Below are 26,028 nucleotides of genomic sequence, written 5' to 3' on the forward strand. Positions count from 1 at the left end.
CAAGATCAGCACTTTCAAAAAAAACTATACAATGGTGAAATCAACCCATGTCTTACCTTGATAATCTGCGCATTTTTGTGCGCGTTGTCGAATTGGGAAATCTTTCGGCGGCGGGGCGCGACCAACGTGCATCACCTGCCGTTGCCAGCAATCGCATCAAGGAGCTGGAGAAGCATCTGGGCGTGCGGCTCTTCAACAGAACAACACGCAAACTGACCCCGACCGAACATGGCCGCATATTTTATGATGGTGCGATAAAAATACTCGAAGCCGTTGATGAAGCCGAAGCAGCAATCGCGGAACTCGCCAAAAATCCGAAAGGTTCAATTCGCATTACAGCGCCTCTGGGACTGGGGCGAAGGGTGATTGCCCCCGGAATTCCAGAGTTTCACGACCAATATCCAGACATAGAAGTGCGCCTGCGGCTATCTGATCATGAGATCGACATCATGAGTGAAAGCGTTGATGTTGCTTTCAAACTGGGTGTGCTGGAAAACTCCAATCTGCGGATGCGGGGCATTTTAAACTGTGAGCGCGTGATTTGCGCAGCCCCCGCATATCTGGAAAAACACGGCACCCCACAGACGCCTGATGAGTTGCTGGGTAATCAGCATGATTGTCTGCTGTTACGTTTTCCCGGCTCAAAAGAATATTACTGGTCGCTGCAAACGACGGAGGGTCTGCGCAAATTTGAAGTCACCGGGCCATATGATTCCGATGATGGCGACGTATTGACGCAATGGGCGCTTGGTGGACGCGGAATCATCAACAAACCGCTGTTTGAAGTGAAAGACTATATCCGCGACGGGCGGCTGGTTCCTCTTTTAGAAAACACACCACCGGCATCAATCCAGCTTGCTGCGATCTATCCACACAAGCGTTTTCAGGACCCGAAAGTGCGTTTGATTATCGATTTCATGACAGAACGTTGCCAGCGGATGATCAGGGAAATATTAGCTTAAACGCTCTGCAAAACCTTACTGGAAGTCAGAACAGCGCTCAAAACCTCTGCCGTAGCCAGCGCAGCGATGACTTCCGGGCGCTTGTCTTTGACGAGCGCACCGCCAACCGGACAGACGAGATTTTCAAACACATCATCGCTGCCAAATTCGCGTTTCAACCAGTTCTTAAACGTGGCTTTTTTGGTTTTTGAGCCGATCATCCCGACATAGACGGCATCGCGCCGCTGCAAGGCTTCTGAAACGATCAGAAAATCAAGCGCATGATCGTGGGTCAGCACGATAAATGCGCTGGCCGGTGGCGCTGAACGCACCACCTGTTCGGGCATGGCCGCAAGACAGGTTTCAACGCCCGGCGCATCAACAGCCATCAGCTCCGCTTCGCGCGTATCGACCAGAATAACCCGCACAGGTGTGAGCGAGAGGGCATAGGCCAGCGCATCACCAACATGGCCTGCACCGAAAACATAGACATGCGGACGCATGGCGATTTCTGCATCAATATTGGCAACCAGTTCTTCTGCAAGACCACGGGTTACGCGCTTGAAGCTTAAGCCCACATGACCGCCGCAGCATTGGCCAATTTCAGGACCAAGAGGAACATTCATCGGGGAATCCTTGCCCCCAGCCAGAATTTTTCGCGCGTGATCAATCGCCATATATTCAAGCTGGCCGCCGCCAATGGTACGAAAAATCATATCACGGGCAACAAGCATCCACGCACCCGCATCACGCGGGGCAGAGCCTTTGACATCCGTCACTTCTATCAGAACACTCTCGGGCCGCTTGTTCAGAAACGCCCTTATGTCGTCCCTTCTACCGCCCATAAGATTAACCTTTACGAGCGCGTAATCGCTCAATAGCCATCAGCACCCGCTCAGGCGTTGCCGGTGCATCAAGGCGCGGACTGATCTTGTGATCGGCAACGCTTGCCACTGCATCGGAAAGCGCAAAAAGCACCGACATGCCATGCGGCAGCGGCGGCTCCCCCACCGCCTTGGAGCGGTGGATTGTCGGCTCATAAGCTTCCGACCAGTCTGTCAGCGCCACATTGAAAATCTTCGGACGATCAGAGGCCAGCGGGATTTTATAGGTTGATGGCGCATGGGTGCGCAGACGCCCCTTATCATCCCAGACAAGCTCTTCCGTGGTCAGCCAGCCCATGCCCTGCACAAAGCCGCCCTCCACCTGACCAATATCAATGGCGCGATTGAGCGAGCGCCCGGTATCATGCAGAATATCCGTGCGTTCCACCACATATTCGCCGGTTAATGTGTCAACGGAGACTTCGGAACAGGCAGCGCCATAGGCGTAATAATAAAAGGCGTGCCCTTTGCCCTTGGCGCGATCCCAATGGATTTTCGGGGTTTTATAATGGCCCGATGCAGAAAGCTGCACGCGCCCGATATAGGCCTGTTTGACCAGATCATTAAAGCTCACTTCCTGCTCGCCCACGCGAATACGGTTGGGCAGGAAAATGATCTGATCTTCCGGCACCTGATATTGCTGCGCAGCAAAATGAATAAGCCGTTTTTTGATCTGGCGTGCTGCATCCTGTGCAGCCATGCCGTTCAAGTCAGCGCCCGAAGATGCTGCGGTGGGTGCTGTGTTTGGCACTTTTGCGGTGGTTGTTGCGGTGATCTTCACACGATCAAGATCGATCTGGAATTCTTCAGCCACCACCTGCGCTACTTTGAGATGAAGCCCCTGCCCCATCTCGGTGCCGCCATGGTTCATATGTACCGAGCCGTCATTATAGACATGCACCAGCGCACCAGCCTGATTGGATTCCGTCTTGGTGAAGGAAATGCCGAATTTCACCGGCGTCAGCGCCATGCCGCGTTTGACATAGCGGCTTTTCGCATTGAACTCGCGAATGGCCTCGCGGCGCTTTGCGTAATCAGCACTTTGCTCAAGCTCGGCCACAATGCGCTGAATGATGCAATCTTCCACCTTCTGGTGATAGGGGGTCACATTGCGCGTGCCGTCTGTGCCCATTTCATCATAAAAATTGAGCTTGCGGATTTCGAGCGGGTCTTTGCCGACCGCGAAAGCCACTTCCTCGATCACGCGCTCGGCCCCCACCATACCCTGCGGCCCGCCAAAACCACGAAAGGCGGTGTTGGACACCGTATTGGTATAAAGTGGTGCCGACTGTGCATGAACCGCCGGGAAAAAATAGGCATTATCGCAATGAAACAGTGCCCGATCGCCGACCGGACCAGACAGATCGGCAGAAAAACCGGCATTCAATGCAAAGAGATAATCGACGCCAAGAATATTGCCCTCGTCATCAAAACCCACTTCATAATCGACCACGAAATCATGCCGCTTGCCGGTAGAAGTCATGTCTTCATCGCGATCAAGCCGGATTTTGACCGCACGCTTGTGTTTTTTGGCCGCGATTGCTGCAATGGCAGCCCATTGATTGGCCTGCGTTTCCTTGCCGCCAAAGCCGCCACCCATGCGGCGTACTTCGACCGTCACGCTATGGCTCGGCACACCCAGCGCATGCGCCACCAGATGCTGGGTTTCGCTGGGTCCCTGTGTGGAGCAATAAACCGTCACATCTTCATCTTCGCCGGGGACAGCAAGTGACACCTGCCCTTCAAGATAAAAATGATCCTGTCCGCCGATTTTCATACGCGCCTTGACCTTGCGCGGGGCTTCATCAATGGCTTTGCGGGCGTCACCGCGATTAAGCGTCAGCGGCGTGAAAACCAGCCGGTCCTTGGTGCCATCAAGATTTTCAATGGAAAACAGGCCCGGCATTTCTTCATAGTCGATTTTGGCAAGGCGTGCAGCACGCCGCGCCTGATCACGGCTGCGGGCTAAAACCGCAAAAATCGGCTGGCCATGGAATTGAACCGTGTCGACCGCGAAAATCGGATCATCATGCATGCCCGATGGCGAAACATCATTTTCGCCCGGCACATCCTTATAAGTCAGCACATCAACCACGCCGGGAGCCAAACGCACGGCAGACAAATCAATGCCAGTAATTTTGCCATGGGCCACGGTTGAGAAGCCGATACCAATATGCAGCGTGCCTTCAGGCTCAGCTATATCGTCAATATAGACTGCTTCGCCCGTCACATGCTTATGGGCTGAATCATGACGCTGGTCAGTCGCCACACCACCTTTAATAAAGGCCGCTTTGATTTCATTTGCAGGATGCCTGTTCATGTCATCCTCCCTAGGCGGCGGCTATATTTGGCTTACGCAAGGCTTCGTCCGCGCCTTGCGTTTGCGCATAAAAGCGGCGGAGAAGATTTTGCGCGGCAAGCAGGCGATATTGCGCACTTGCACGCATATCGCTCAATGGCTGATAGTCGAGGCTATAGGCTTGCAAAGCGGCTTCAATGCTCGCCTCATTCCATGGCTTGCCCAAAAGGGCTGCTTCCACATTCAACGCCCGTTTTGGCGTTGCCGCCATGCCGCCATAGGCAATGCGGATGGATGCAACATTGTCGTCAGCATCAAGTGTGAGATGAAAAGCACCCAATGTTGCGGTGATATCTTCCTCAAAACGCTTGGAGATTTTGTGAATGGCAAACTGGCTGCGCTCATCCGGCACCGGCACATGCAGCGTTTGCACAAATTCACCCGGCTGACGATCCTGTTTGCCATAGGCAATGAAAAACTCTTGCAGCGGGATTGTCCGGCACTCCCCACCTTTGCGCAGTGTCAGCCTTGCATCCAGCGCAATCAATGGCGGCGGCGTGTCGCCAATGGGTGAGCCATTGGCGATATTGCCGCCGATGGTGCCCATATTGCGCACCTGCTGGCCGCCAATACGGTTGATCAGATTTCCCAGTGCGGGAATGCGCTGTGCCAGAAATGAAAAAGCTTCCGTATAGGTGACGCCTGCACCAATGCTGATGACGCCATCTTGTTCGCGCATCATGCGCAGTTCATTAAGATGACCGATAAAGATCACCGGCGAAATATCGCGCATCATCTTTGTAACCCAAAGCCCGACATCGGTTGAACCGGCAATGATCGTGGCCTTTGGTTCGGCTGCATAGAGTGTGGCAAAATCATTGAGATCAGCAGGCACAACCAGACGATCAGTGCCGTTAGCAATCTCAACCCTTGCGCCATCGCGCAAGGCTTTAAGCTGGTTGAGCACATAGGCACGTTCGCTCGCAAGCGGGTCGTCTGTCAGTGTGCCGTAATCAGAAATTGCACGCGCTGCGCGGATAATCGCTTCATAGCCGGTGCAACGGCAGAGATTGCCTTGCAAGGCCTTTTCAATCTGCGCATCAGCGGGTTCTGGATTGCGCATCCAGAGCGCATAAAGCGACATGACAAAGCCCGGCGTGCAAAAGCCGCATTGCGAGCCGTGAAAGTCGATCATCGCTTTTTGCACAGGATGCAGGCCACCGTCAGAACCGCGCAGGTGCTCAATGGTCACGACATGGGTAGCATCCAGCGAACCGACAAAACGAATACAGGCATTCACGCTTTCATAAATCAGCTCGTCAGCCACGATCTTGCCGACCAGCACCGTGCATGCGCCGCAATCGCCCTCGCCGCAGCCTTCCTTGCTGCCACGCAGTTTGCACGTAAGACGCAGATAATCGAGCAAAGTTTCGGTGGGCGAAACATGCTCAAGTTCAACCATCTCGCCGTTCAGTAAAAAACGGATACTATGTCTGACTTCCTGACCCATTTAATCTCCCGCCGCCGGCGCCGGAATTATTGCAGGCGATTGATATTGTGCGATTTCTATTTTTTCAGATCATAACTGTCTGCGAACCACACTTGTTCCCGATGCTGACTATTGACCGAAGTTCTGTCTTGGGAAAGATGCTAATTGTTGGATGTCTTTCAAAAATTTGAGGGGGAATGCTCCGCATAAATCTTTATTATCATGGGCCAAACAGACAAAATCGAGGGAATATCCTATGAGTTATCCGCGTAATCTGGTCGGCTATGGCCGCAACACACCAGACCCATGCTGGCCGGGTGGAGCCAATATCGCCGTGCAATTTGTCGTCAATTATGAAGAAGGCGGCGAAAGCTGTATTCTCGATGGTGATCCGGCATCGGAATGCCTGCTTTCAGAAATTGTCGGCGCCCAGCCATGGAGCGGACAACGCAATCTCAATATGGAATCGATTTACGAATATGGCGCCCGCGCCGGCTTCTGGCGTTTATGGCGTGCTTTCACGCGGCGTAATATGCCAGTCACCGTCTATGGCGTGACCCTTGCCATGGAACGCAATCCCGAAGCTGTATCAGCTATGAAAGAAGCCGACTGGGAAATCGCCAGCCACGGTCTGCGCTGGTGGGAATATAAGGACGTGCCCGAAGAGGTGGAACGCGAACATATTCGTGAAGCCGTGCGGCTGCATACGCAAATTACGGGTTCCCGACCTTTGGGCATTTATCAGGGCAAGCCTTCGGATAACACATTGAAACTGGTGATGGAGGAAGGCGGTTTTCTTTATTCAGCCGATTCCTATGCCGATGAACTGCCCTATTGGGTAAAGGGACCAAACGGTCCGCATCTGATCGTGCCCTATACGCTCGACGCCAATGATATGCGCTTTGCAACGCCACAGGGTTTCAACTCTGGCGATCAGTTTTACAGCTACCTCAAGGATACATTCGATGTGCTTTATCGTGAGGGGGCTGAAGGTGCGCCAAAGATGATGTCGATTGGTTTACATTGTCGTCTGGTTGGTCGCCCGGGTCGTATGGCAGCACTTGAACGCTTCCTCGATTATGTGCAGAGCCATGACAAGGTCTGGGTGGCCAAGCGTGTCGATATTGCGCGTCACTGGCACGCGCATCATAAGCCGAAACAGGCAGATGTGCTTCCGTCCAAGGCCGGCAAGTCGGATTTTGTTGCCCGATATGGCGGCATTTTTGAACATTCGCCGTGGATTGCCGAACGTGCCTATGACATGGGCCTGACGGAGCTCGCGGATTCTGCATCCGGTCTTCACACGGTTCTGGTCCGCGCTTTTCGCGCAGCAACGGATGATGAAAAGCTCAGTGTTTTGCGTGCCCATCCTGATCTTGCCGGAAAGCTCGCTCGCGCAAAACGCCTGACGCCTCAATCCACATCCGAGCAGGCCTCTGCCGGACTGGACGCGCTGACCGATGAAGAACGCAAGATATTTACCGAACTTAATGACGCTTACAGCCAAAAATTCGGCTTTCCATTTATCATCGCGGTCAAGGGCCGTAACAAAAAAGAAATTCTCGACGCTTTCAAACGGCGTGTTGAAAACAGCCAGCAAGAGGAACTGCAAACCGCATGTGAACAGGTCGAACGCATTGCGCTGCTGCGGCTGAAAGATATGCTTCCCGAGACGCTTTACTAGGACAAGACCATGAACCGTAATTATTACGCCCCGACTGGTGGCCTGCCACCACAGACGCAAATTCTGACAGATCGCGCCATGTTCACGCAAGCCTATGCGGTTATTCCGAAAGGTACATTCAGCGATATTGTTACAAGCTTCCTGCCCTTCTGGGACAAAACACGGCTATGGGTTATTGCCCGTCCGCTCTCGGGCTTTGCCGAGACTTTTTCGCAATATATTATGGAAGTGCAGCCGGGCGGTGGCAGCGAACGCGCAGAACTTGATAATGGTGCGCAGGGCGTGCTGTTTGTGGTTGAAGGTGAAGTGAGCGTCACGATTTCCGGTCAGAATCATGTGTTGAGCGAAGGCGGCTATGCCTATCTGCCGCCCAAAAGCGGCTGGACGCTTCGCAACAATTCAAGCGCGGTTGCGCGTTTTCACTGGATACGCAAGGCTTATGAATATGTCGAAGGCCTTGAGGTGCCAGAGCCGCTTTTCCTGAATGAAAAGGACATCGCGCCGACCCCGATGCCCGACACCAATGGCGCATGGGCGACAACACGCTTTGTTGATCCCAATGATCTGCGCCACGACATGCATGTGACCGTGGTGACATTCGAGCCGGGCGGAGTGATCCCTTTTGCCGAAACCCATGTCATGGAACACGGGCTTTATGTGCTTGAAGGCAAGGCCGTCTACCGGCTCAATCAGGATTGGGTGGAAGTGGAAGCGGGGGATTTCATGTGGCTGCGTGCCTTCTGCCCGCAGGCTTGCTATGCTGGTGGGCCGGGCAAGTTCCGCTATCTGCTTTACAAGGACGTCAACCGTCATATGAAGCTGCCACGCTAAAACAACAACAGATGATACAGCGTATTTTAATCTTACAAAAAACTTAAAATACGCTGTAATCGAAGATGTGAATACTTTCGTATTGACCGCCATCTTTTAGCAAAGCTTAATATAATTAAAAAATCATAATAAATTGCCTGTTGAACAGCTTCTTGTTTTGTGTTCAATAATAGATTGAGATTTGAGATCTGTCAGATCAACATTGCGTATCACGAATATAGATAGAGATTACAATAATGAAAAAATATCGTTCGATCAGCCTCGCAGTTGCGTTCACCACCCTTTCCGGCTTTGCCGCATTTGCAGCGCCACTGCCAGGCGGTGCAAGCACATTGCAGGAAACCTATCAGGACTGGACCGTTTCCTGCCAGTCCCAGAAGGATACAACTGTCTGCGCAATCCGTCAGGACCAGAACAGCGCCCAGACAGGCCAGCGTGTTTTGACTGCCGAGCTGCGCAATGTGGATGGCGGCAAGGTTGAAGGCGTGCTGTTGATGCCGTTCGGCCTTGATCTGTCCAAAGGTGCGTCACTCAAGATCGATGAAGCAACTGGTCCTAATCTGACTTTTTCCACCTGTCTGCCACAAGGCTGCCTGTCGCCTGTTACGTTTGATGCCAAGCAGGTTGCGGCATTGAAGGCGGCTGCAAATCTCAATGTGACGACCACTGCGCTCAGCCCGAGCCAGCCGGTAGCATTCAAGGTTTCGCTGAAGGGCTTTGGTGCAGCGCTTGACCGTATCGTGGCACTGACAAAGTAAGAGAAAACTGAAATTCAAAAATTTAAGCCGCCCGGCTTTTGGCAGGGCGGCTTTTTTATACAGAAACCGGAAGAGTGCCTATGCGCAGGAGTGAACGGCGCCAGCGCATGGTCATCAGCACCGACACAATGGCAAGACCTGCCGCCAGACCAAGCCAGACACCCGCGCCACCCAGCTTGAACTGGAATGCCAGCAATGCGCCAAGCGGCAGACCAACACCCCAATAGCCGACCAGTGCCAGATACATCGGCACACGGGTATCGCGCAGCCCGCGCAACATACCGGCTGCAACCGCCTGTGCGCCATCGACAATCTGAAACAGAGCAGCGAGCGCCAAAAACGTGACCGCAAGCTCGATAACAGCAAAGTTCTCCGGGTCTTTGAGGTTGAGAAATACCCCGATAAACAGGCGCGGAATGAGGATCATCAGCAGCCCCATGATCGCCATGAAGCCAACACCCAATGCATAGGCGCTCCAGCCTGCATAGGCCACAGCTTGCGGATCACCGCGCCCATAGGCACGACCGACACGGACGGTTGCTACCTGCCCGAAACCAAGCGGCACCATGAAACTGAGTGACGCCACCTGAATAGCAACCGCATGCGCTGCCATGGCAGTCGGCCCGATATAGCCCATCATGATAACGGCGGCGTAGAAGATCGAGGTTTCAAACACAAAGGTCAGCGCCATAGGGAAACCGATGCGCCATAACTCTACCAGACGCGGCCAGTCGGCACGCCAGAAGCGCCCAAACAAGCGATAACGGCGGAAGCGGCGATGACGCATGGTGATAAATGCCATGCCAAGAAACATCATGATGCTTGAAAGCGTGGTGGCGATACCCGCGCCATGCAGTTCCATACGCGGAAAACCAAAGTGACCGAAAATCAATGTCCAGCCGGCAAGCGCGTTAAAACCAATGGCAGCGGCAGCAATCAACAGGGTCCACATCGGCTTTTCCATTGCCGCAAAAAATGAGCGCAGCACGATATAGAAAAGATAGGGCAATAAGGCCCATTGCAATGTATGCATGAAATCGGTTGAACGTGCCGCAATATCCGGCTGCTGACCAAGGAAGATGAATATTTCCTCGCAGTGCCAGAGCACAAGCCAGACCGGGATTGAAATCATGATTGCCGACCACATGCCCTGACGCACCGTGCGGCGAACATCGCGCACCGAATGGCGGTTTTTGCCCAGCGCAATGGCGATCATCGGCATGACAGCCGAGACAAGCCCCATCGAGAAAATCATCAGCGTATGGTAAAAACTGGTCGCCAGAAGCGCCGAGGCAAGCGTGTCCTTGCCCAGACGCCCGATGAAAATCACATCGGTTGCGGTAAGCGCTGCCTGCGAAAGATTGGTGAGGATCAGCGGCCAGCCCAATTTCAGGGCCATTACCATTTCCCGGGTCCAGCGCTGCAGGCTGCTTAAATGTGATTCGTGAAAGCCCGTATCAATTATATTATTGCTCACAACTTACTCCCCGGACTGTCCGGGGACTATCAATCCACCAGACAATCCATAGCCAGAACACGCGCCATGACGTCAGAGACCATGTCAATCTGAGGAATTCAGCATCGTGATACGGATATCGATCGCCCCATGCCGGCTAAGACTGTGCGTCACTTTTCAAGCAACGACACTCCCACTTTTCGGTTTTCTCAATTTCTATCGGGAACGTTGTGTATGTTCCAGAAACTGATCCGGAGCCAGGCGGGCTGCGCATCGATTTGCACAAATTTGGAGCATAATGGATAGCAGACCTGCATAAAGAAGCAACATATCTTGAGAAGTAAATTCTCTTCTACTGACAGTAGCCGACATAAAAACCCGCCCGATGCTATAGAATCGGGCGGGTTGTTTTTATTCATTCAAGTCGCACTTATGCGAAATCGAGAGCGCGGTCGCCGTCTTCATCTTTAATGCGCGATGGCAGGCCGATATGATTAAGAATGTTCAGGAATGGCTTTGGATTAAGCTCTTCCACATTGACCATTTTCTTCACATCCCATTCGCCCGAAGCGATCAGGATTGCGGCTGCAACCGGTGGTACACCCGCAGTATAGGAAATGCCTTGGCTTCCCACTTCGTTGTAAGCGTCCTTGTGGTCGGCAACATTATAGATGAAGACTTCTTTTTCCTTGCCGTCTTTGATGCCTTTGACGAAATCGCCAATGCAGGTCTTGCCGGTATAATCGGGCGCCAGCGACGATGGATCAGGCAGAACAGCCTTGACCACTTTCAGCGGCACAACTTCCAGCCCTTCAGCGGTTTTAACCGGCTGTTCGGACAGAAGCCCCAGATTATTCAGCACCGTGAAAACATTGATATAGTGATCGCCAAAGCCCATCCAGAAACGCACATCAGCGTTCGGATAATTCTTGGAAAGCGAATGCACTTCATCATGGCCGGTCATATAGGCCTTGCTTGGACCAACGACCGGCAGGTCAAAAGTCTGGCCGATTTCAAACATCTTGTTCGATTGCCACTGACCATTCTGCCAGGAATAAACCGTGCCGGTAAATTCACGGAAATTGATTTCCGGGTCAAAATTGGTCGAGAACCAGCGACCATGCGAACCGGCATTGATATCGACAATATCAATGGATTTAACCTCATCGAGATAATCATCCGCCGCCAGACGCGCATAGGCATTGACCACGCCCGGATCAAAACCGACGCCAAGAATGGCGGTGATGCCCTTCTCTTTGCATTCTTCGAGATGCTTCCATTCGTAATTGCCATACCATGGTGGCGTCTCGCAGATTTTCTTCGGATCTTCATGGATTGCAGTGTCCATGTAAGCCACGCCCGTATCAATACAGGCGCGAAGAACCGACATATTGAGGAAGGCCGAGCCGACATTGATAACGATCTGAACGCCTGTTTTCTGGATCAAGGCCTTGGTAGCCTCCACATCCATCGCATTCAGCGCATGCGCTTCCAGTTTCACCCCGGTCTTGAGGCTCTTCTTTTCATGCACGCTATCGATAATCTTGCGGCATTTCTCAACCGTGCGGGACGCAATATGGATATCGCCCAAAATGTCAGAGTTTTGCGCACATTTATGTGCAACAACCTGTGCCACGCCCCCGGCGCCGATGATGAGAATGTTCTTCTTCATTTTCTGTCGATGCTTCCTCTTCCAGCGGTTTCCCGCATTTTCATGTTTTCACTTCAGCTCAGGCCGGCTCTTTCTCAGGAAAGAGCCGATTCAAAGTCCGCATAATCAAATTCGCGGACAATCTTTATAGTGCCGTCGAGTTCACGCACGGCAATGGCTGGCATTTTCACGCCATTAAACCAGTTCTTTTTAACCATCGTATAACCGGCAGCATCTTCAAATGACAGGCGGTCGCCAATGGAAAGCGGCTTGTCAAAATTGAACTCGCCGAAAATATCACCCGCAAGACAGGACTTGCCGCAGATCATATAGCTGTGTTCACCATTGCTCGGCGCCATCTTCGCCTTTTCGCGATAGATCAAAAGATCAAGCATATGTGCTTCGATCGAGCTATCGACAATTGCCAGGTTTTTGCCGTTAAAAAGCGTATCAAGAACGGTCACTTCCAGCGTTGTGGTCCTGGTGATCGAGGCTTCGCCCGGCTCCAGATAGACCTGTATGCCGAATTTTTCCGAGAAAGCTTTCAGGCGGGCGCAGAAATCATCGACCGGGTAATCATCGCCAGTGAAATGGATACCGCCGCCAAGACTGACCCATTCGACGCGATGCAAGAGCGAGCCGAACTTTTCTTCAATATCGGTCAGAATCTTGTCGAAAAGGCCAAAATCGGAATTTTCGCAATTGTTATGGATCATGAAGCCGGTGACTGAATCCATAACCTTTTCGACCTTCGCCACATCCCACTCACCAAGACGGCTGAACGGACGTGCGGGATCGGCGAGATCAAAACTTGAAGACGAAATGCCGGGGTTCAAACGCAAGCCGCGTTTGATATGCGCTGATTTATCGGCAAAGCGTGTCAGCTGGCCAATCGAATTGAAGATGATCTTGTCGGCATGACTGACGACTTCATCAATTTCATGATCGGCATAGGCCACGCTATAGGCATGGGTTTCACCGCCAAAACGCTCGTGACCAAGACGCACTTCATTAAGCGAGGACGAGGTGGTGCCGTCCATATATTCGCTCATCAGATCAAACACCGACCATGTGGCAAAGCATTTGAGCGCCAGCAGAGCTTTGGCGCCGGATTTCTCGCGCACATAAGCAATTTTTTCCATGTTGCGCTTCAGCTTGGTCTTATCGATCAGATAGTAAGGCGTCTGGATCATGAACGTTCCGGGTCATCAATTGGGGGAATGCCTGCCAGCTGGCGGGCGCGTTATCTGGGTATAAAAGCCCTCACGATCACAGGCTTATAGGAAGCTTGTGACAGAAACACAAATCCGCCATAGAGTTTTGGAGAAAAAATCTCCAACGCAGCGGCGGATTTTATATTTCTGTGCTTGATATAGGGCTTTTCATTTAAACTTGAACCCCTTTTGATTTTTATTGATACTGTTTTACTTTCTTCCCCATTCCGCAGATCGAGAATCCGATTTATAAGGCGTGCACACGCGTGCGGACAGCGGGCATCAACCCGCCTCTGAAATGCGGGATAGGATCAGGGAAAGAAATGCAGACCGAAAAACCAGCCGTTGTTGCAACGGCGGGGGTAACAACAGGGGCTACCGCAGGCTGGGGAGAATTATTTGCGGGTAAAAATGCGATCCGTTCGCTGACGCTTGTGGGCGGGGTAGCACTCCACGCCATTAATGTTTTTATCGCCACGACCATATTGCCAACTGTCGTCAATGATATTGGCGGCATGGATTATTATGCCTGGAACACGGCGCTGTTTGTGACAGCATCCATTCTTGGCTCGGCACTTGTGCCCAAACTTCTGTCGCAGACAGCCCCGCGCAACGCCTATCTGGTGGCTGCGATCATCTTCGCGATTGGCACGCTGGCCTGCGGCTTTGCGCCCTCCATGCCTGCCATGCTAGGCGGCCGCATTGTGCAGGGGCTGGGCGGCGGCATGATGCTGGCGCTCTCTTATGCGATGATCCGCATCGTCTTTGATGAAAGGCTCTGGCCGCGTGCCATTGCGCTTGTTTCAGGCATGTGGGGCGTGGCCACACTGGTTGGCCCTGCTGTGGGCGGCATCTTTGCCGAACTGGGCCAATGGCGTGCTGCTTTCTGGTCGCTGGTGCCGGTGATCGGCATTTTTGCTGTGATGGCAATGATTGTTTTGCCAAAACAAATCAGCAATGCGGAAAACAAGGACCGGCTTGCATGGCCGCAGCTTATTCTGCTCACCCTGGCGGTGCTGATCATTTCAGCCGCCAGTATCTCGCCAAGCGCCTTTTGGAATATTACAGGCGTTGTCATCGCGTTTTTCGTGCTGATACTGCTTGTTGTCGTCGAGCATCGATCAACAAAACGCATTCTGCCAAAAGGCGCATTCAGCCTGAGCCGCCTTGGTGCGCTTTATCTTACCATGGGTTTTCTCGGTGGATCGGTTACGAGTTCCGAGGTCTTTGTGCCCTTGTTCTTTCAGGTGCTGCATAACCAGTCACCGCTGATTGCCGGCTATCTGGCGGCACTGATGGGCGGAAGCTGGACATTCGGCTCTATCGGTTCATCGGGCGTGACAGGCAAGCGTGTGAACCGGGTTATTCTGGCAGCTCCCATCATGGGCATTATCGGTATGGTAACGCTTGCCATCCTTGTCCCTGCCGGCAGCGAAGGCCACTGGACAGATCTGCTGCCAATCTGCCTCGCAATGATTATGGTCGGCTTTGGTGTCGGCATGACATGGCCGCATCTTTTGACCCGCATTTTCAAACGTGCGGATGCGGCTGACCAGAATCTGGCTTCGGCCTCGCTGACAACCGTGCAATTGTTCACGACAGCCATGGGTGCAGCCCTTGCCGGCATGGTGGCTAATCTCGCAGGCTTGAGCGATCCCGGCGGCGTTGCAGGCACGGCCAATGCAGCACTCTGGCTGTTTGTCGGATTTGCCATGATGTCGGGCATAGCGCTCATTTCGGCAATAGTGCTTGTGCGCAACAGCCGCTGAAATGATAAATCGCGCTTCCGGGGCATATCATGCTCTGGAAGCCGCGCCTATTAGAATGCAGTTTCTTGAGACTGGCTTTGAATTCGATTTAATTGCGCAACGAATAACCCTGATTAACTCTTGATGTCGGGACATAGAAGCATTATTCCAACTTCCGTAATCGTCGGCCAGACATGGTGCAGCATGTTGCCAAATCACGACCTCCGCGGAAGCCACCCTGAAGGCAGCCAGACGCGATCCCCTATGATTGCTAAAAAGACATTCGTTTCACTTGAAACGAATACCGTGAAAAGCGAAACAGAGACAATTCCGACATGAGCAGCAATTTTTATCAGGAAACCGTTCTTGACGTTCACCACTGGACCGACAGGCTGTTTTCATTTCGCACCACACGCGATCAGGGTCTGCGCTTCCAGAGCGGCCAGTTCATCATGATCGGCCTTGAAGTGAATGGCAAACCGCTGCTGCGCGCTTATTCAATTGCTTCGAGCATCTATGATGATCAACTCGAATTTTTCTCGATCAAAGTGCAAAATGGCCCGCTGACATCGCGCTTGCAGCACCTCAAGGAAGGCGACAAGCTGATCGTAGGCAAAAAGCCGGTTGGCACGCTGCTTTATGACAATCTCATTCCGGGCGACAATCTGTGGCTGCTTTCAACAGGTACGGGCCTTGCGCCATTCCTGTCGATCATTCGCGATCTGGAAGTCTATGAGCGCTACAAGAAAATCATTCTCGTACATGGCGTGCGTGAAGTGAACGAGCTGGCCTATGCCGATCTGATCACCAAAGAACTGCCGGAAGACGAATTTCTTGGCGAGATGGTGCGTGAAAAGCTGATCTATTATCCAACAGTGACGCGCGAAGAATTCCGCAACAAGGGCCGCCTTACTGATCTGATCAGTTCGGGCAAGATTTTTGACGATCTCGATTTGCCAAAATTCTCCGAACAGGATGATCGCATGATGCTGTGTGGCAGCCCTGAAATGCTGGCTGACATGCGTGTCATTCTTGAAGGTATCGGCCTTGAAGAAGGCAGCCAGAGCCAGGCCGGTCACTTCGTGATTGAAAAGGCTTTTGTCGAAAAATAAGTGCTGACATATAAGAATCTAAAGGGAGGCTCACGCCTCCCTTTTTTGATTCAGCATGCGACATGCTTTGCCTTAACGCGCATCTTATCCGAAAAGCGGTTCCCACTTTTCGGGATGCGCTTTAATTCCCCACTGCGCCGCTGACAGTGCTGCCTACAGTTCTTCCGAACCGGTCAATCTGCTCATTATAGGTGCGACGGGTATGAGGATCAAAAACTGCAATCGGCGCACTGACCACCAATGATGCCGCAGTACCAACACCCTGTGCCGTGCCAAGCGCCACAGCTCCCAGCCGCTCACCAAGCCCAATGTCGGAATCGGTAATTGTCTGCCCCGTAACAAGACGCTGACCAATCAGCTGAACCACTTCCGGGCTTGATGCAAACTTGCCGTGATTGAGGCTATCACCCGCCTTGAGCTGCGTGAGGTCAATAACTGTAATACCCGCCTGTTCAAGCTGTGTTCTGTAGGGTTCAACCGACGGATCAATCTGACCAAGACGATCTACATTGCCCGAGATAAAGCGCGAGGCCCGCAAGGCACGGTCATCACGGGATGTAAACAGCGTGAAGCGCGGATGATCCTTGCCCATGGCGCGGAACTGTTTGTTGAACACATCCACATCCAGATCGGGTGAGGCAAGAATAACATCCGTGATCTTGGGATTAACGCGCTTGTTGCGGATTGCCATCTGGCGCAGTGCCTCCACCGTCAGCCAGCTTCCCATGGAATGGGCCATGATGGTTATGTCTTTAACGCGCGGATCTTCGGCAATCTTGCGCAACACCGTTTCCAGCGCATCGCGCGAATAATTGGTGCTTTCCTTGTCGTAATTATAGTCAAACACACTGCCGCGTGACGGCCATGTAAAGATGACAGGTGCAACATCGGCGCCTGAATCATGCACGATCTGTGCAAAACGATAGACCGAATCTTCAAATGTATTGTTGAAGCCATGCACAAAAACCATCACACGGCGTGATTTCGGCAGGCTATGATTCAGCCATTGTTTTGCGCCGGTTTCACTGTCGATTGCCTTGACTTCGACCGTTGCAAATTCTTTCAGCGGGTTTGGTGGCATCTTTTTAGGCCACTGCACTTCGCCTATTTTACGATTTTTATCAGGCGGAATGGAGACAACAATCTCAGTCAGGCTGATATCCTGATCGCGTTCACCTGAATAGAGAAGTCCCGGATTATCTGATGGTTTGCGTGTCGTCGCAACCAGAAGATCAACCTTGGAAGCGCCGGGAACACTTGCACTGATAGGGATAAGCACGCCATCAGGACGGCTTGCACAACCCGCAATCAGGGTCATTGCGATAAGCAATGTGGAGAGGAATGCCGGGGCAGTATGACGAAAAATGCTCCGCAAAACTCAACTCTCCCGAAAATATAACATACGCAACCGGTGCGATCAGATAAAACACGCCGATACTATTCTTCACAGATGAGAATATGCCAAGCCCTAAATATACAAGCCTGTGGAAAGACAGTGAAACTGCGGCATCTGAGTTACACAAAAGACATGAAAAAGCCGCCCGGTAAAGAGCGGCTTTTATGTTTCATAGCTTTTCTACAAGCCATTTCTGCACAATATGCGTATCCTCTTCAGCCAGCGCATGGCCAATACCCGGCAGGCGCTTAGCATAAAGATCGGCCCCGGACTCAGCCAAGGCCGCTGCAAGCGGGCCAGACAAAGCGCCATAAAGGTCATCTGCGCCGCTCAACAGCAAAACAGAAACATCCGACAAGTCTGCTTCCGGCGGCTGTTCCAGCACTTCAACGCTGCGCAACAAAACAGCCTTGCGTATAATATGCGGGTAGAGCCGCATGAAAGCTGCAAGCAGATTGGCCCCATTGGAATAGCCAAGAAACGCGGTCCGCTCAGGATCAAGACCATAGGATTTGACCGCACCTTCAACAAAAGCCTCGAAAGCTTCCGCCTCAGAACGGATATCCGCCTGATCGAAACGATCCATGGTGAAACGACGAAACCAGCGTTGCGTGCCTTCTTCCGTGCTGCGCCCGCGCACACCCAAAAGTGTGGCACGTGGTGCAACCTTGGCGGCAAACGGCATCAGATCATTTTCATTGCCGCCCGTCCCATGCAAAAGAATAAGCGTTGTGCCATCCGGGTTTTCCGGCTGGTACAAACGATGCACGAAAGGCAAGTCGCGATAGATTACCCGCTCTTCATTGGGCAGCGAAAACTGTGGCAGTCGCATACGGATTGCAGCTTCCCGATCTTCATTGCCCGGCGGCACGAACAGCACCTTCCCCAGCGTTTCAACCGACTCATCCAATGTAAAGCCCGGCCCATCGGTTGCAAGCTCGAACAAAGTGCCGCCCGGCTCACGCACATAAAGCGAGGCAAAATATTTGCGATCATGGACATTGGTTTCGCTGGAATTGAGCTGTGCCAGCTCCTTTTCCACCCGCTCGACCTCCTGCGTGTCTGCCGCACGAAACGCCACGTGATCGGCAATGCCGGTACCAGGCACGCCCGGCCAGAAACCTGTTGCATCGCGCACATCAATTACATCGCCTGAATCGGAAACCAGCCGCTCAATCGTGCCCTCTTTTGCTTGCACATGAAAACCGAAATAGCGCTCGATAAAGGCAACCGTCTGCTCCGGCTGCTCGGACAGGATTGTTGCCGAGCGAATACGGCGCACCGCATGTTCTTCTGGAACATCATCCGGTACCCAGACATCATTGGCGCTCAGATCGCTGCCGACCAGTTTGACGATAACGCCATCGGGATCGCGCAGACGCAGCACCGGCTCACCAAATTCCTGTACCGGACCTTCGCAAGGCACATGATAGCGCAAGGCGCGTTCAAGCCAGAAGCCAAGGGAAGTGCGATCAATGGCAAGTGCAATTTCACTGACCTGACCATGGCCCACACGGCCCCGTGCCCCATCTTCCCAGACTAGAAAGGTGATCAGTGAACCGGGCGTGCCGGAACGGTCGCCATAGAAAAGATGCAACTGTTCTGCGTCTTCAAAGCCACCTGTCTGCTTGACGATACGCAGGCCCAGAAAACCTGCATAGAAATCAACATTGGCCTGAACCTTGCGCGTAATCATAGTCAGGTGATGAATACCGCTGATCATGATTGCTATCTCCCGCATTTATGGCGGCAGATGCCCCAAAGAACAAACTTACCGCAAAACTGATATTGCAGCAGAAATAGTTCACATTGTTGCATTTGCCCATATGGGGGCGCAGCGACGCACTGTTAACAGATCGGCATGGGGAGATTAAAAAAGAAAAAGGCCGCGCGGGAGGAGGATGCGCGGCCTGATCTTGAATACGGCTGGGAGGAGGAGATGCCGTATTCGTCACCGGGTTCTGGGAGGAGGAGTGAACCCGATGACCAATATTTAGCCTGAGCCTCTTTATTCAACAACGACCAATAACGCATATCAGTTATGCAAATACGCCGATGCTTAAGTTTTTTGCAGAAAATTGAATATAAGAAACCTGCTCACAGAATAAGCATATAAAGAAAAATATTCTGTAAAAACAATGTTTCAGAGAAGATGCGCAATCAGCGGCGCAGCCAGAACATTGACCAGTCCGACCAGAACCATAACAAGACCGGCAATCGAGCCTTCCTCACTGCCGATCTGATGGGCTTTTGCGACACCTGCGCCATGAGCACCCATGCCGAACAGTGCACCCCGCGCCAGGGCAGAGCGAATCGGCAACCAGTTCAGCATCATCTCGCCCATGGCTGCGCCAAAAACACCTGTCAGCACCACAAAGATCGCCGTCAGATCCGGCGTGCCGCCAATATCGCCGGAAACCGTCATGGCAAAAGGTGTGCTCATGGAACGCGGCATCAGGCTCAGGCTGATTGCCTCATTGAGACCCAGCAAATGCGCAAGCCCCCAGGCGGAAAACATTGCAGACGTGCTGCCCACCACAACACCGACCAGCAGCACCGGCCAATAGCGGCGAATGGTAGCCCGTTGCTGATAGATCGGAATGGCAAAAGCCACTGTTGCAGGTCCAAGCAGTGCGACAAGCCAATGGGTCGCACTGAAATAGCCACGATAATTTTCATTCAAACCGATAAGCAACGCCATCAGCAGCAATGGCGTAATGGCAAGCGGCGTCAGCCACCACATGGGAAAGCGGCGATAGACGCGCTTTGCCGCCAGATAAAGCAGGATTGTGGCCGCCGACCAGAACAGCATTGCCACATATGGGTTACTTAGCGGCATAGCGCACACTCAGGCGATAGCACATATCGACAGTCAATGCAGTCACGGTCATCACCGTCAATGTGCCAACCAATATGACCGCCATGATTTTCAAGCCGAGCATTCCAAGCAGTTCCTGATGTTCGAGAACCGCGAGAACCGCAGGCACAAAGAACAAAAGCATTTCCGCCAGAAACCATTCTGCACCGCGCTTCATGCTGAACAGGCTGATACGTCCGCTCAAAAGCAGCGCAAGAACCAGAGCCATGCCGACAATACCGCCCGGGAGCGGCAGAGAAACCAAACGCACAAAAGCCTCACCTGCCAGCCAGAAGCCGAACAGGATCGCAATCTGCATCATGCGGCTGTGGTGCAGCGCATAGCGAAAGCGGATTGTCAGATTATGGGTGCGCATGTTCATGTTCCAATACAGATTTTGTGAGTTCACTATAGGCGCAACAGATATATTCCAGAAATGAATTGATTTCATTGCAGCTATGCCATAATGGAATGGCTTATGAATTTACGTGGTTTTCAGGCTTTTGTAGAAGTGGTGCGACAGGGCGGCTTTTCCGCTGCCGCGCGAACGATCAACGCTACCCAATCGACCGTCAGCAAAACAGTGCGTCAGCTCGAGAGTGAACTCGGGCTAAGCTTGCTTGACCGTGAGATCACCCCGCCCCGCCTGACCAGTGCAGGCGAAATCGTTTATCGGCGTGCGCTGGCGATACTCACCGAAAAAGAGGACATGCTGAGCGAAATTGACGAGCTGCGCGGCCTCAAACGCGGACTTTTACGGCTTGGTCTGCCGCCAATCGGCTCCAGCGTGTTGTTTGCTCCGGTCTTTGCAGCCTTCACCCGGCTTTATCCGGACATAGACATTCAGCTTCTTGAACATGGCAGCAAACGGCTTGAAGAACTGCTGCTGGCAGGTGACGTCGAGCTTGCCGCCTCACTGTTGCCTGTCGGAGAAAATTTTGAATGGCAGGCTGTGCGTTGCGAACCAGTCGTTGCACTGCTGTCGGCCAATCACTGTTTCACCGATGAGGACGGCATTCCCCTGTCCGATATTGCCAGCCTGCCTTTCATCCTGTTTGAAAGCGGCTTTGCACTCAATCATATCATTCTCGATGCCTGCCATCAGCGTGGCCTGTTTCCGAATATCGCCGTGCGCTCAAGCCAGATTGACTTTATTGTCGAACTGGTCGCCGCCAATATGGGCATTGCCTTTCTGCCGCAGATGATTGCCGAACAACGCAAAAGCCCCGGTATCCGCATTCATCAGATCAAGGATGCGCAATTAAACTGGGACATGGCCCTGATCTGGCGCAAAGGCGCTTTTCTTTCCCATGCCGCAAGAGCATGGCTCAAGCTTTGCAAAGGCGAGAGCCTGTAAAAGACTTGAAAGCCTTGTCCGCTCGCCTATCTCAATTAAATATACCGACAATGCGGGAATTGGAGTTCCCATCACCATAAGGCTTTACGAGGAGGCCATCATGGAAGGTCAGGTCATATTTTATAAAGACGACAGGATCATTTACCGGCATCAGGTGCAAGTGCATGACGACGACTATTCAAAAGGCGTCAATGATGCGCTTATCGCTTTTCAGCGCAACTATGCCGGTTTTGACCTTGCAAAGGATGACATTCATATCCGCTTCAAAAAGCCGGGCGAAGTCTAGGATCAGGACCATAGCTTAATCAGGCGAAAGCGGCCTCATGTGCCACGCGGCGGATTTCATCGCGCGAAATACCAAGATCTGAGAGGTCGCGATCACTGCAACTGCTGAGTTCACGCAGGTTTTCGCGATATTGCATCCAGCGGGAAATTTTAGTGCGAAGGTGGTTCATAATATTATCCCCTTATGTGCAGCACTTTGAAGCGCCGCTTTTTACCTTCCTCCCATGGTGAAGCTTCCCCCTTTTTAATCGATTTGAGAAGTGCATAATCTGCATGGCTGCACTGCATGGCTATACTGTCTTTGCGAAGTGCTAACGCTCCAGCTCCCGCAGAAGCATCCCATGCCTCATCATCGCGTTCACGAGAAAAGTGATCGGAAACACCCCCTCAAAATGTACCGGCAAGTTAGCAGAGACTTTTAATTGCCGCATTTTTCTCAAATCTCAGCTTTTTTTAATTAACAAAGCAAGATTCCCGCGAATGAACAAAACCATATTTATTGTCGGAAACGGCCCTCTCGACCGTGACCTGTCCGCTGAAATTGACGCTGCTGATCTTGTTCTTCGTTTTAATGAGCCGCGCGTTTCCCTTGGAATGAGTGGTACAAAAACCGACATGCTGATGCTTGCAACATCAAGCAAACAGATGGAGCAATGGATCAAGGATCCAGCCTTTATCAATTCAGAAATCGTTCGCAATAGTCCGGAAGTGCTGTTTGCCTTCCATCCAAGCATTATCAAGCGCTTCCATCACCACCCCAATTTTCTTTCGCGCCTCAAGGGGCGTCGTGCCGACTGGACCAATGAAGCGATTGATTATTTTGGTCGCGCTGGCAAGAAAATCCGCATCATGCCTTCGCAGGACTATTTCGCGGTTTGTAACGAACTGGGTATTGGTCCCGACCGCATGCACGAAGTTTTTCCGAGCACCGGCTTCTTTGGCATCTGGCTGGTTTTGCGCAAATATTCCCAGCCTGACTGGGACATAAAAATTTGCGGCTTCAGCTGGGAAGGCTGGAAACGCCACGACTGGGCTGCCGAGCGCAAGTGGATCGAAAACAAGATTGCAGCCGGATTGCTTGTTAAAACAAGCTAGCATGAATAACTTGCACAAATTGAGCGTATAGCAGATATAGAATAGGTTTTTCGGTTCAATTTATTGTTACGCGCTCAGGTTTGACATGAATATCAAGGCCTTCATCATTCATCTGGCGCGGGCGAGAGATCGACAGCCGCAGGTTGAAAAACTTATCCGTGAACTTCCCATAAAGTCCGAAATCCTTGATGCCATTGACAGCCGCACCCTTTCGGATACGGACATTCAAAACGCCTACAGGCGCAAACTTCATAAACCGTATTATCCTTTCTCGCTGAGCAAAAATGAGATCGCCTGTTTTCTGTCGCATCGCAAGGCATGGCAGGCAATTGTTGATCAAAGGCTTGATGCAGGTTTTGTGATTGAAGACGATGTTGAACTGACAGATCAATTCAATGCTGCATATCATGCCGCCACCAGTCATTTCGAAGGGGGCAGTTTTATTCGCTTTACCTTCCGCGACCGCGAACAGGGTCGTGAAGTCTATCGTGATGATCAGTTGCGTATCATCATCCCCGACCCTGTCGGTCTTGGCATGGTCGCGCAGCTTGTCAGTTTTGATGCCGCAAAAAAGCTGCTTGCTGTGAGTGAACAATTTGACCGACCTGTCGATACAACGGTGCAAATGCGCTGGGTCACAGGATTGCAGCCGCTTGCCATCATTCCCGGTGGTGTAAAGGAAATATCCGCACAGCTTGGCGGCACCACCATCCAGCACAAGAAATCCTTCAAAGACAAGCTTGCCCGCGAAATCATGCGTCCGATCTACCGGATGCGCGTGCGCAGGTTTTCAGAAAAATCGAAATGAAACAAATGGCCGTCCCTGTTCTTCTGTATCATCAGATCGCTGCATTACCGCACAAGAAAATCCCGTTTCGCGGGCTTTGGGTACACCCGGATAAATTCCGCAGCCAGATGGCCTGGCTGAAAAGGCTTGGCTATCAGGGCCTGTCACTGCGCAACGCCCTGCCCTATATCAAGGGCGAGAAGATGGGTAAGGTTGTGGTCATTACCTTTGATGACGGTTTTCTCAATAATTATGAAAATGCCCTGCCCGTGCTTGCCGAATTCGGCTTCACTGCAACCAATTATTTTGTTGCCAATCAGCTGGGCGGCAGCAATGTCTGGGATCAGGCAATGGGCGTGCCGGTAACACCGTGCATGTCGGTTGAACAAATGCGCGAATGGGCAGAACTCGGCCATGAAGTCGGTGCGCATACGCTTGATCACGTCAATCTGGAAAAGACACCGGAGGAAGAAGCGCGGCGTCAGATTGTCCAGTCCAAAACCATGCTCGAAGATATGCTTGGATCGGAAGTGACCAATTTTGCCTATCCCTATGGCGGCAATCTCCCCATCCATCGCGATATGTGCCGTGAAGCAGGCTATGAAACTGCCACAACAACGGTTCATGCACGCGCACGCGCTGATGACGATCCGTTTGCCATGCCGCGGGTTTATGTCCGCCGCAGGGATCTGGCGCCAAAATTCATCTACCGCCTGATGACCCGTTAAAAAAGCCAGCTATTTATTTGCTTTAGATCCCAACTATTTATTTGATTCAGATCAATGCAAATTAACGAAAGCGTGGCAAATTGCCCGGCATTGCGGCATGGACGCAACAGCGCAAAAGCGGTACTAGAGCAATAACTAAGGAGCGTATAATGGACTATCGCCGTTTTTTTGAAGAAGCGATCGACCAGCTGCACGCCGAGAAACGTTACCGCGTTTTTGCTGATCTTGAACGCATTGTCGGACGTTTCCCCCGCGCTATCTGGCGTAACAATGGATCACCCCGTGAGATCACTGTCTGGTGTTCAAACGATTATCTGGGCATGGGGCATCATCCTGATGTCATCAAGGCCATGTGTGACACTGCCAGCAGCACGGGTTCGGGCGCCGGTGGAACACGCAATATTTCGGGCAATAATCATCCGCTCGTTGAACTGGAAACAGAGCTTGCCGACCTGCATGGCAAGGAAGCGGGTCTGGTTTTCACATCGGGCTTTGTGTCAAACGAAGCATCGATTTCGACCATTGCGCGACTGCTGCCAAATTGCCTGATCCTTTCTGACGAGCTGAACCATGCTTCGATGATTGAAGGCGTTCGTCGTTCGGGTGCTGAGAAAAAGATATTCCGTCATAATGATGTTGAGCATCTTGAACAGCTACTGAAAGCAGCCGACCATTCCCGCGCCAAGCTGATTGTGTTTGAATCTGTTTATTCGATGGATGGCGATATTGCGCCAATCGAGAAGATTGCCGATCTCGCAAACAAATATAATGCCATGACCTATATTGATGAGGTTCATGCCGTTGGCATGTATGGCGCACGCGGCGGCGGTATTACCGAACGCGATGGCCTTGCACACCGCATTGATATTATCGAAGGCACACTTGCCAAGGCATTCGGCGCATTGGGTGGTTACATCACCGGCTCACGCGCCATTATCGATGCTGTGCGTTCCTATGCGCCGGGCTTCATCTTCACGACATCACTGCCGCCAGCAGTTGCTGCTTCCGCAACCGCGGCAATCCGTCATCTCAAAACCTCGCAGGTTGAACGCGACGGTCAGCAGCGGCAGGCACAACGCGCCAAGGATGTTCTTGCAGCAGCCGGTTTCCCGGTCATGTCTTCGCAAACGCATATTGTGCCAATTCTGGTCGGCAACCCGGAACTGTGCAAACAGGCCAGCGACCGTCTGCTCGACGTGCATGGCATCTATATTCAGCCAATCAACTATCCGACTGTACCACGCGGTACCGAACGGCTTCGCATCACGCCATCGCCATTGCATGACGATCAGCTGATCGACGGACTGAAAGATGCATTGCTTGAAGTATGGAACACGCTGGGCATTCCTTTTGCCGAGCCTGAAACGCCAAAAGCTGCCAATTCCGATCGCATCATACCATTGATGGTTTCCAAAGCAGGCGGCTGACCGGTTTAATGTAACCTATGAAAAAGGCC

General features: G+C 52.2%; 23 protein-coding genes. 12 read left to right on the forward strand and 11 right to left on the reverse strand.

Annotated features, from left to right (window positions below; all coding sequences use genetic code 11):
• Positions 1-47: 47 nt before the first annotated feature.
• Positions 48-962 (forward strand): LysR family transcriptional regulator, encoded by a 915-nt coding sequence (locus tag FHY56_RS06140; RefSeq protein WP_140904283.1) that lies wholly within the window; start codon positions 48-50, stop codon positions 960-962.
• Here FHY56_RS06140 and xdhC read toward each other — a convergent pair.
• The 3 genes from xdhC to xdhA are packed head-to-tail and all read right to left on the reverse strand — an operon-like array spanning position 959 to position 5,634.
• Positions 959-1,786, reverse strand: a complete 828-nt coding sequence (gene xdhC / locus FHY56_RS06145) for a xanthine dehydrogenase accessory protein XdhC (protein ID WP_140904284.1) — start codon at positions 1,784-1,786, stop codon at positions 959-961. The genes FHY56_RS06140 and xdhC overlap by 4 nt on opposite strands.
• 4 nt (positions 1,787-1,790) lie before the next feature.
• The gene (gene xdhB / locus FHY56_RS06150) at positions 1,791-4,145 is read right to left on the reverse strand and encodes a xanthine dehydrogenase molybdopterin binding subunit (protein WP_140904285.1); all 2,355 of its coding nucleotides are present in this window, start codon (positions 4,143-4,145) and stop codon (positions 1,791-1,793) included.
• 10 nt (positions 4,146-4,155) lie between these two features.
• A complete protein-coding gene (gene xdhA, locus FHY56_RS06155) occupies positions 4,156-5,634 on the reverse strand; it encodes a xanthine dehydrogenase small subunit (protein ID WP_140904286.1) in 1,479 nt (492 codons plus the stop codon).
• Between the two features lie 235 nt (positions 5,635-5,869).
• Between xdhA and puuE the strand changes: the two genes are divergently transcribed.
• The 3 genes from puuE to FHY56_RS06170 all read left to right on the forward strand — a co-directional run bounded on the left by puuE (position 5,870) and on the right by FHY56_RS06170 (position 8,886).
• Positions 5,870-7,297 carry an allantoinase PuuE gene (gene puuE, locus FHY56_RS06160; RefSeq protein ID WP_140904287.1) on the forward strand — a complete coding sequence of 476 codons (1,428 nt, stop codon included), beginning with the start codon at positions 5,870-5,872 and terminating at the stop codon, positions 7,295-7,297.
• A 9-nt stretch (positions 7,298-7,306) separates the two neighbouring features.
• Positions 7,307-8,128 (forward strand): bifunctional allantoicase/(S)-ureidoglycine aminohydrolase, encoded by an 822-nt coding sequence (locus FHY56_RS06165; RefSeq protein WP_140904288.1) that lies wholly within the window; start codon positions 7,307-7,309, stop codon positions 8,126-8,128.
• Positions 8,129-8,364: 236 nt separating this feature from the next.
• Positions 8,365-8,886 carry an invasion associated locus B family protein gene (locus tag FHY56_RS06170; protein ID WP_140904289.1) on the forward strand — a complete coding sequence of 174 codons (522 nt, stop codon included), beginning with the start codon at positions 8,365-8,367 and terminating at the stop codon, positions 8,884-8,886.
• A gap of 55 nt (positions 8,887-8,941) precedes the next feature.
• On the opposite strand, the gene FHY56_RS06175 is transcribed toward FHY56_RS06170, so the two are convergent.
• The 3 genes from FHY56_RS06175 to nspC all read right to left on the reverse strand — a co-directional run bounded on the left by FHY56_RS06175 (position 8,942) and on the right by nspC (position 13,186).
• Positions 8,942-10,291, reverse strand: a complete 1,350-nt coding sequence (locus FHY56_RS06175) for an MATE family efflux transporter (RefSeq protein ID WP_235889439.1) — start codon at positions 10,289-10,291, stop codon at positions 8,942-8,944.
• 481 nt (positions 10,292-10,772) lie between these two features.
• Entirely contained in the window at positions 10,773-12,014 is a 1,242-nt protein-coding gene (locus FHY56_RS06180; protein ID WP_140904290.1) for a saccharopine dehydrogenase family protein, read from the reverse strand.
• Positions 12,015-12,088: 74 nt separating this feature from the next.
• Positions 12,089-13,186, reverse strand: a complete 1,098-nt coding sequence (nspC, locus tag FHY56_RS06185) for a carboxynorspermidine decarboxylase (RefSeq protein ID WP_140904291.1) — start codon at positions 13,184-13,186, stop codon at positions 12,089-12,091.
• A 344-nt stretch (positions 13,187-13,530) separates the two neighbouring features.
• Here nspC and FHY56_RS06190 point away from each other — a divergent pair, with 344 nt between their 5' ends.
• On the forward strand, positions 13,531-14,976 hold the full coding sequence (locus FHY56_RS06190) for an MFS transporter (RefSeq protein WP_140904292.1): 1,446 nt from the start codon (positions 13,531-13,533) through the stop codon (positions 14,974-14,976).
• Positions 14,977-15,290: 314 nt separating this feature from the next.
• Positions 15,291-16,067 (forward strand): ferredoxin--NADP reductase, encoded by a 777-nt coding sequence (locus tag FHY56_RS06195; RefSeq protein WP_140904293.1) that lies wholly within the window; start codon positions 15,291-15,293, stop codon positions 16,065-16,067.
• A gap of 121 nt (positions 16,068-16,188) precedes the next feature.
• On the opposite strand, the gene FHY56_RS06200 is transcribed toward FHY56_RS06195, so the two are convergent.
• The 4 genes from FHY56_RS06200 to FHY56_RS06215 all read right to left on the reverse strand — a co-directional run bounded on the left by FHY56_RS06200 (position 16,189) and on the right by FHY56_RS06215 (position 20,696).
• Positions 16,189-17,385, reverse strand: a complete 1,197-nt coding sequence (locus FHY56_RS06200) for an alpha/beta hydrolase (RefSeq protein ID WP_140904381.1) — start codon at positions 17,383-17,385, stop codon at positions 16,189-16,191.
• 247 nt (positions 17,386-17,632) lie between these two features.
• A complete protein-coding gene (locus FHY56_RS06205; RefSeq protein WP_140904294.1) occupies positions 17,633-19,186 on the reverse strand; it encodes a VOC family protein in 1,554 nt (517 codons plus the stop codon).
• Positions 19,187-19,606: 420 nt separating this feature from the next.
• A complete protein-coding gene (locus tag FHY56_RS06210; RefSeq protein WP_140904295.1) occupies positions 19,607-20,302 on the reverse strand; it encodes an LrgB family protein in 696 nt (231 codons plus the stop codon).
• The gene (locus tag FHY56_RS06215; protein ID WP_140904296.1) at positions 20,289-20,696 is read right to left on the reverse strand and encodes a CidA/LrgA family protein; all 408 of its coding nucleotides are present in this window, start codon (positions 20,694-20,696) and stop codon (positions 20,289-20,291) included. The genes FHY56_RS06210 and FHY56_RS06215 overlap by 14 nt, the downstream gene beginning before the upstream one ends.
• Positions 20,697-20,798: 102 nt before the next feature.
• On the opposite strand from FHY56_RS06215, the gene FHY56_RS06220 reads away from it, so the two are divergent.
• Entirely contained in the window at positions 20,799-21,677 is an 879-nt protein-coding gene (locus FHY56_RS06220) for a LysR substrate-binding domain-containing protein (RefSeq protein ID WP_140904297.1), read from the forward strand.
• Positions 21,678-21,777: 100 nt separating this feature from the next.
• Positions 21,778-21,963 (forward strand): hypothetical protein, encoded by a 186-nt coding sequence (locus FHY56_RS06225; protein WP_140904298.1) that lies wholly within the window; start codon positions 21,778-21,780, stop codon positions 21,961-21,963.
• A gap of 19 nt (positions 21,964-21,982) precedes the next feature.
• On the opposite strand, the gene FHY56_RS17980 is transcribed toward FHY56_RS06225, so the two are convergent.
• Positions 21,983-22,132, reverse strand: coding sequence for a DUF1127 domain-containing protein (locus FHY56_RS17980; protein ID WP_193556765.1), 150 nt, complete (start codon positions 22,130-22,132; stop codon positions 21,983-21,985).
• Between the two features lie 310 nt (positions 22,133-22,442).
• Between FHY56_RS17980 and FHY56_RS06235 the strand changes: the two genes are divergently transcribed.
• From FHY56_RS06235 to hemA, 4 genes are all read left to right on the forward strand, one after another.
• Positions 22,443-23,057 (forward strand): glycosyltransferase family 29 protein, encoded by a 615-nt coding sequence (locus FHY56_RS06235; protein ID WP_140904299.1) that lies wholly within the window; start codon positions 22,443-22,445, stop codon positions 23,055-23,057.
• A gap of 85 nt (positions 23,058-23,142) precedes the next feature.
• On the forward strand, positions 23,143-23,865 hold the full coding sequence (locus FHY56_RS06240) for a glycosyltransferase family 25 protein (protein WP_140904300.1): 723 nt from the start codon (positions 23,143-23,145) through the stop codon (positions 23,863-23,865).
• A gap of 5 nt (positions 23,866-23,870) precedes the next feature.
• Positions 23,871-24,572, forward strand: coding sequence for a polysaccharide deacetylase family protein (locus FHY56_RS06245; RefSeq protein WP_140904382.1), 702 nt, complete (start codon positions 23,871-23,873; stop codon positions 24,570-24,572).
• Positions 24,573-24,721: 149 nt separating this feature from the next.
• Positions 24,722-25,999 (forward strand): 5-aminolevulinate synthase, encoded by a 1,278-nt coding sequence (gene hemA, locus FHY56_RS06250; RefSeq protein ID WP_140904301.1) that lies wholly within the window; start codon positions 24,722-24,724, stop codon positions 25,997-25,999.
• Positions 26,000-26,028: the final 29 nt, after the last annotated feature.

Origin of the sequence: Brucella gallinifaecis (assembly GCF_006476605.1) — a bacterium.
GTDB classification, from domain to species: Bacteria; Pseudomonadota; Alphaproteobacteria; order Rhizobiales; family Rhizobiaceae; genus Brucella; species Brucella gallinifaecis.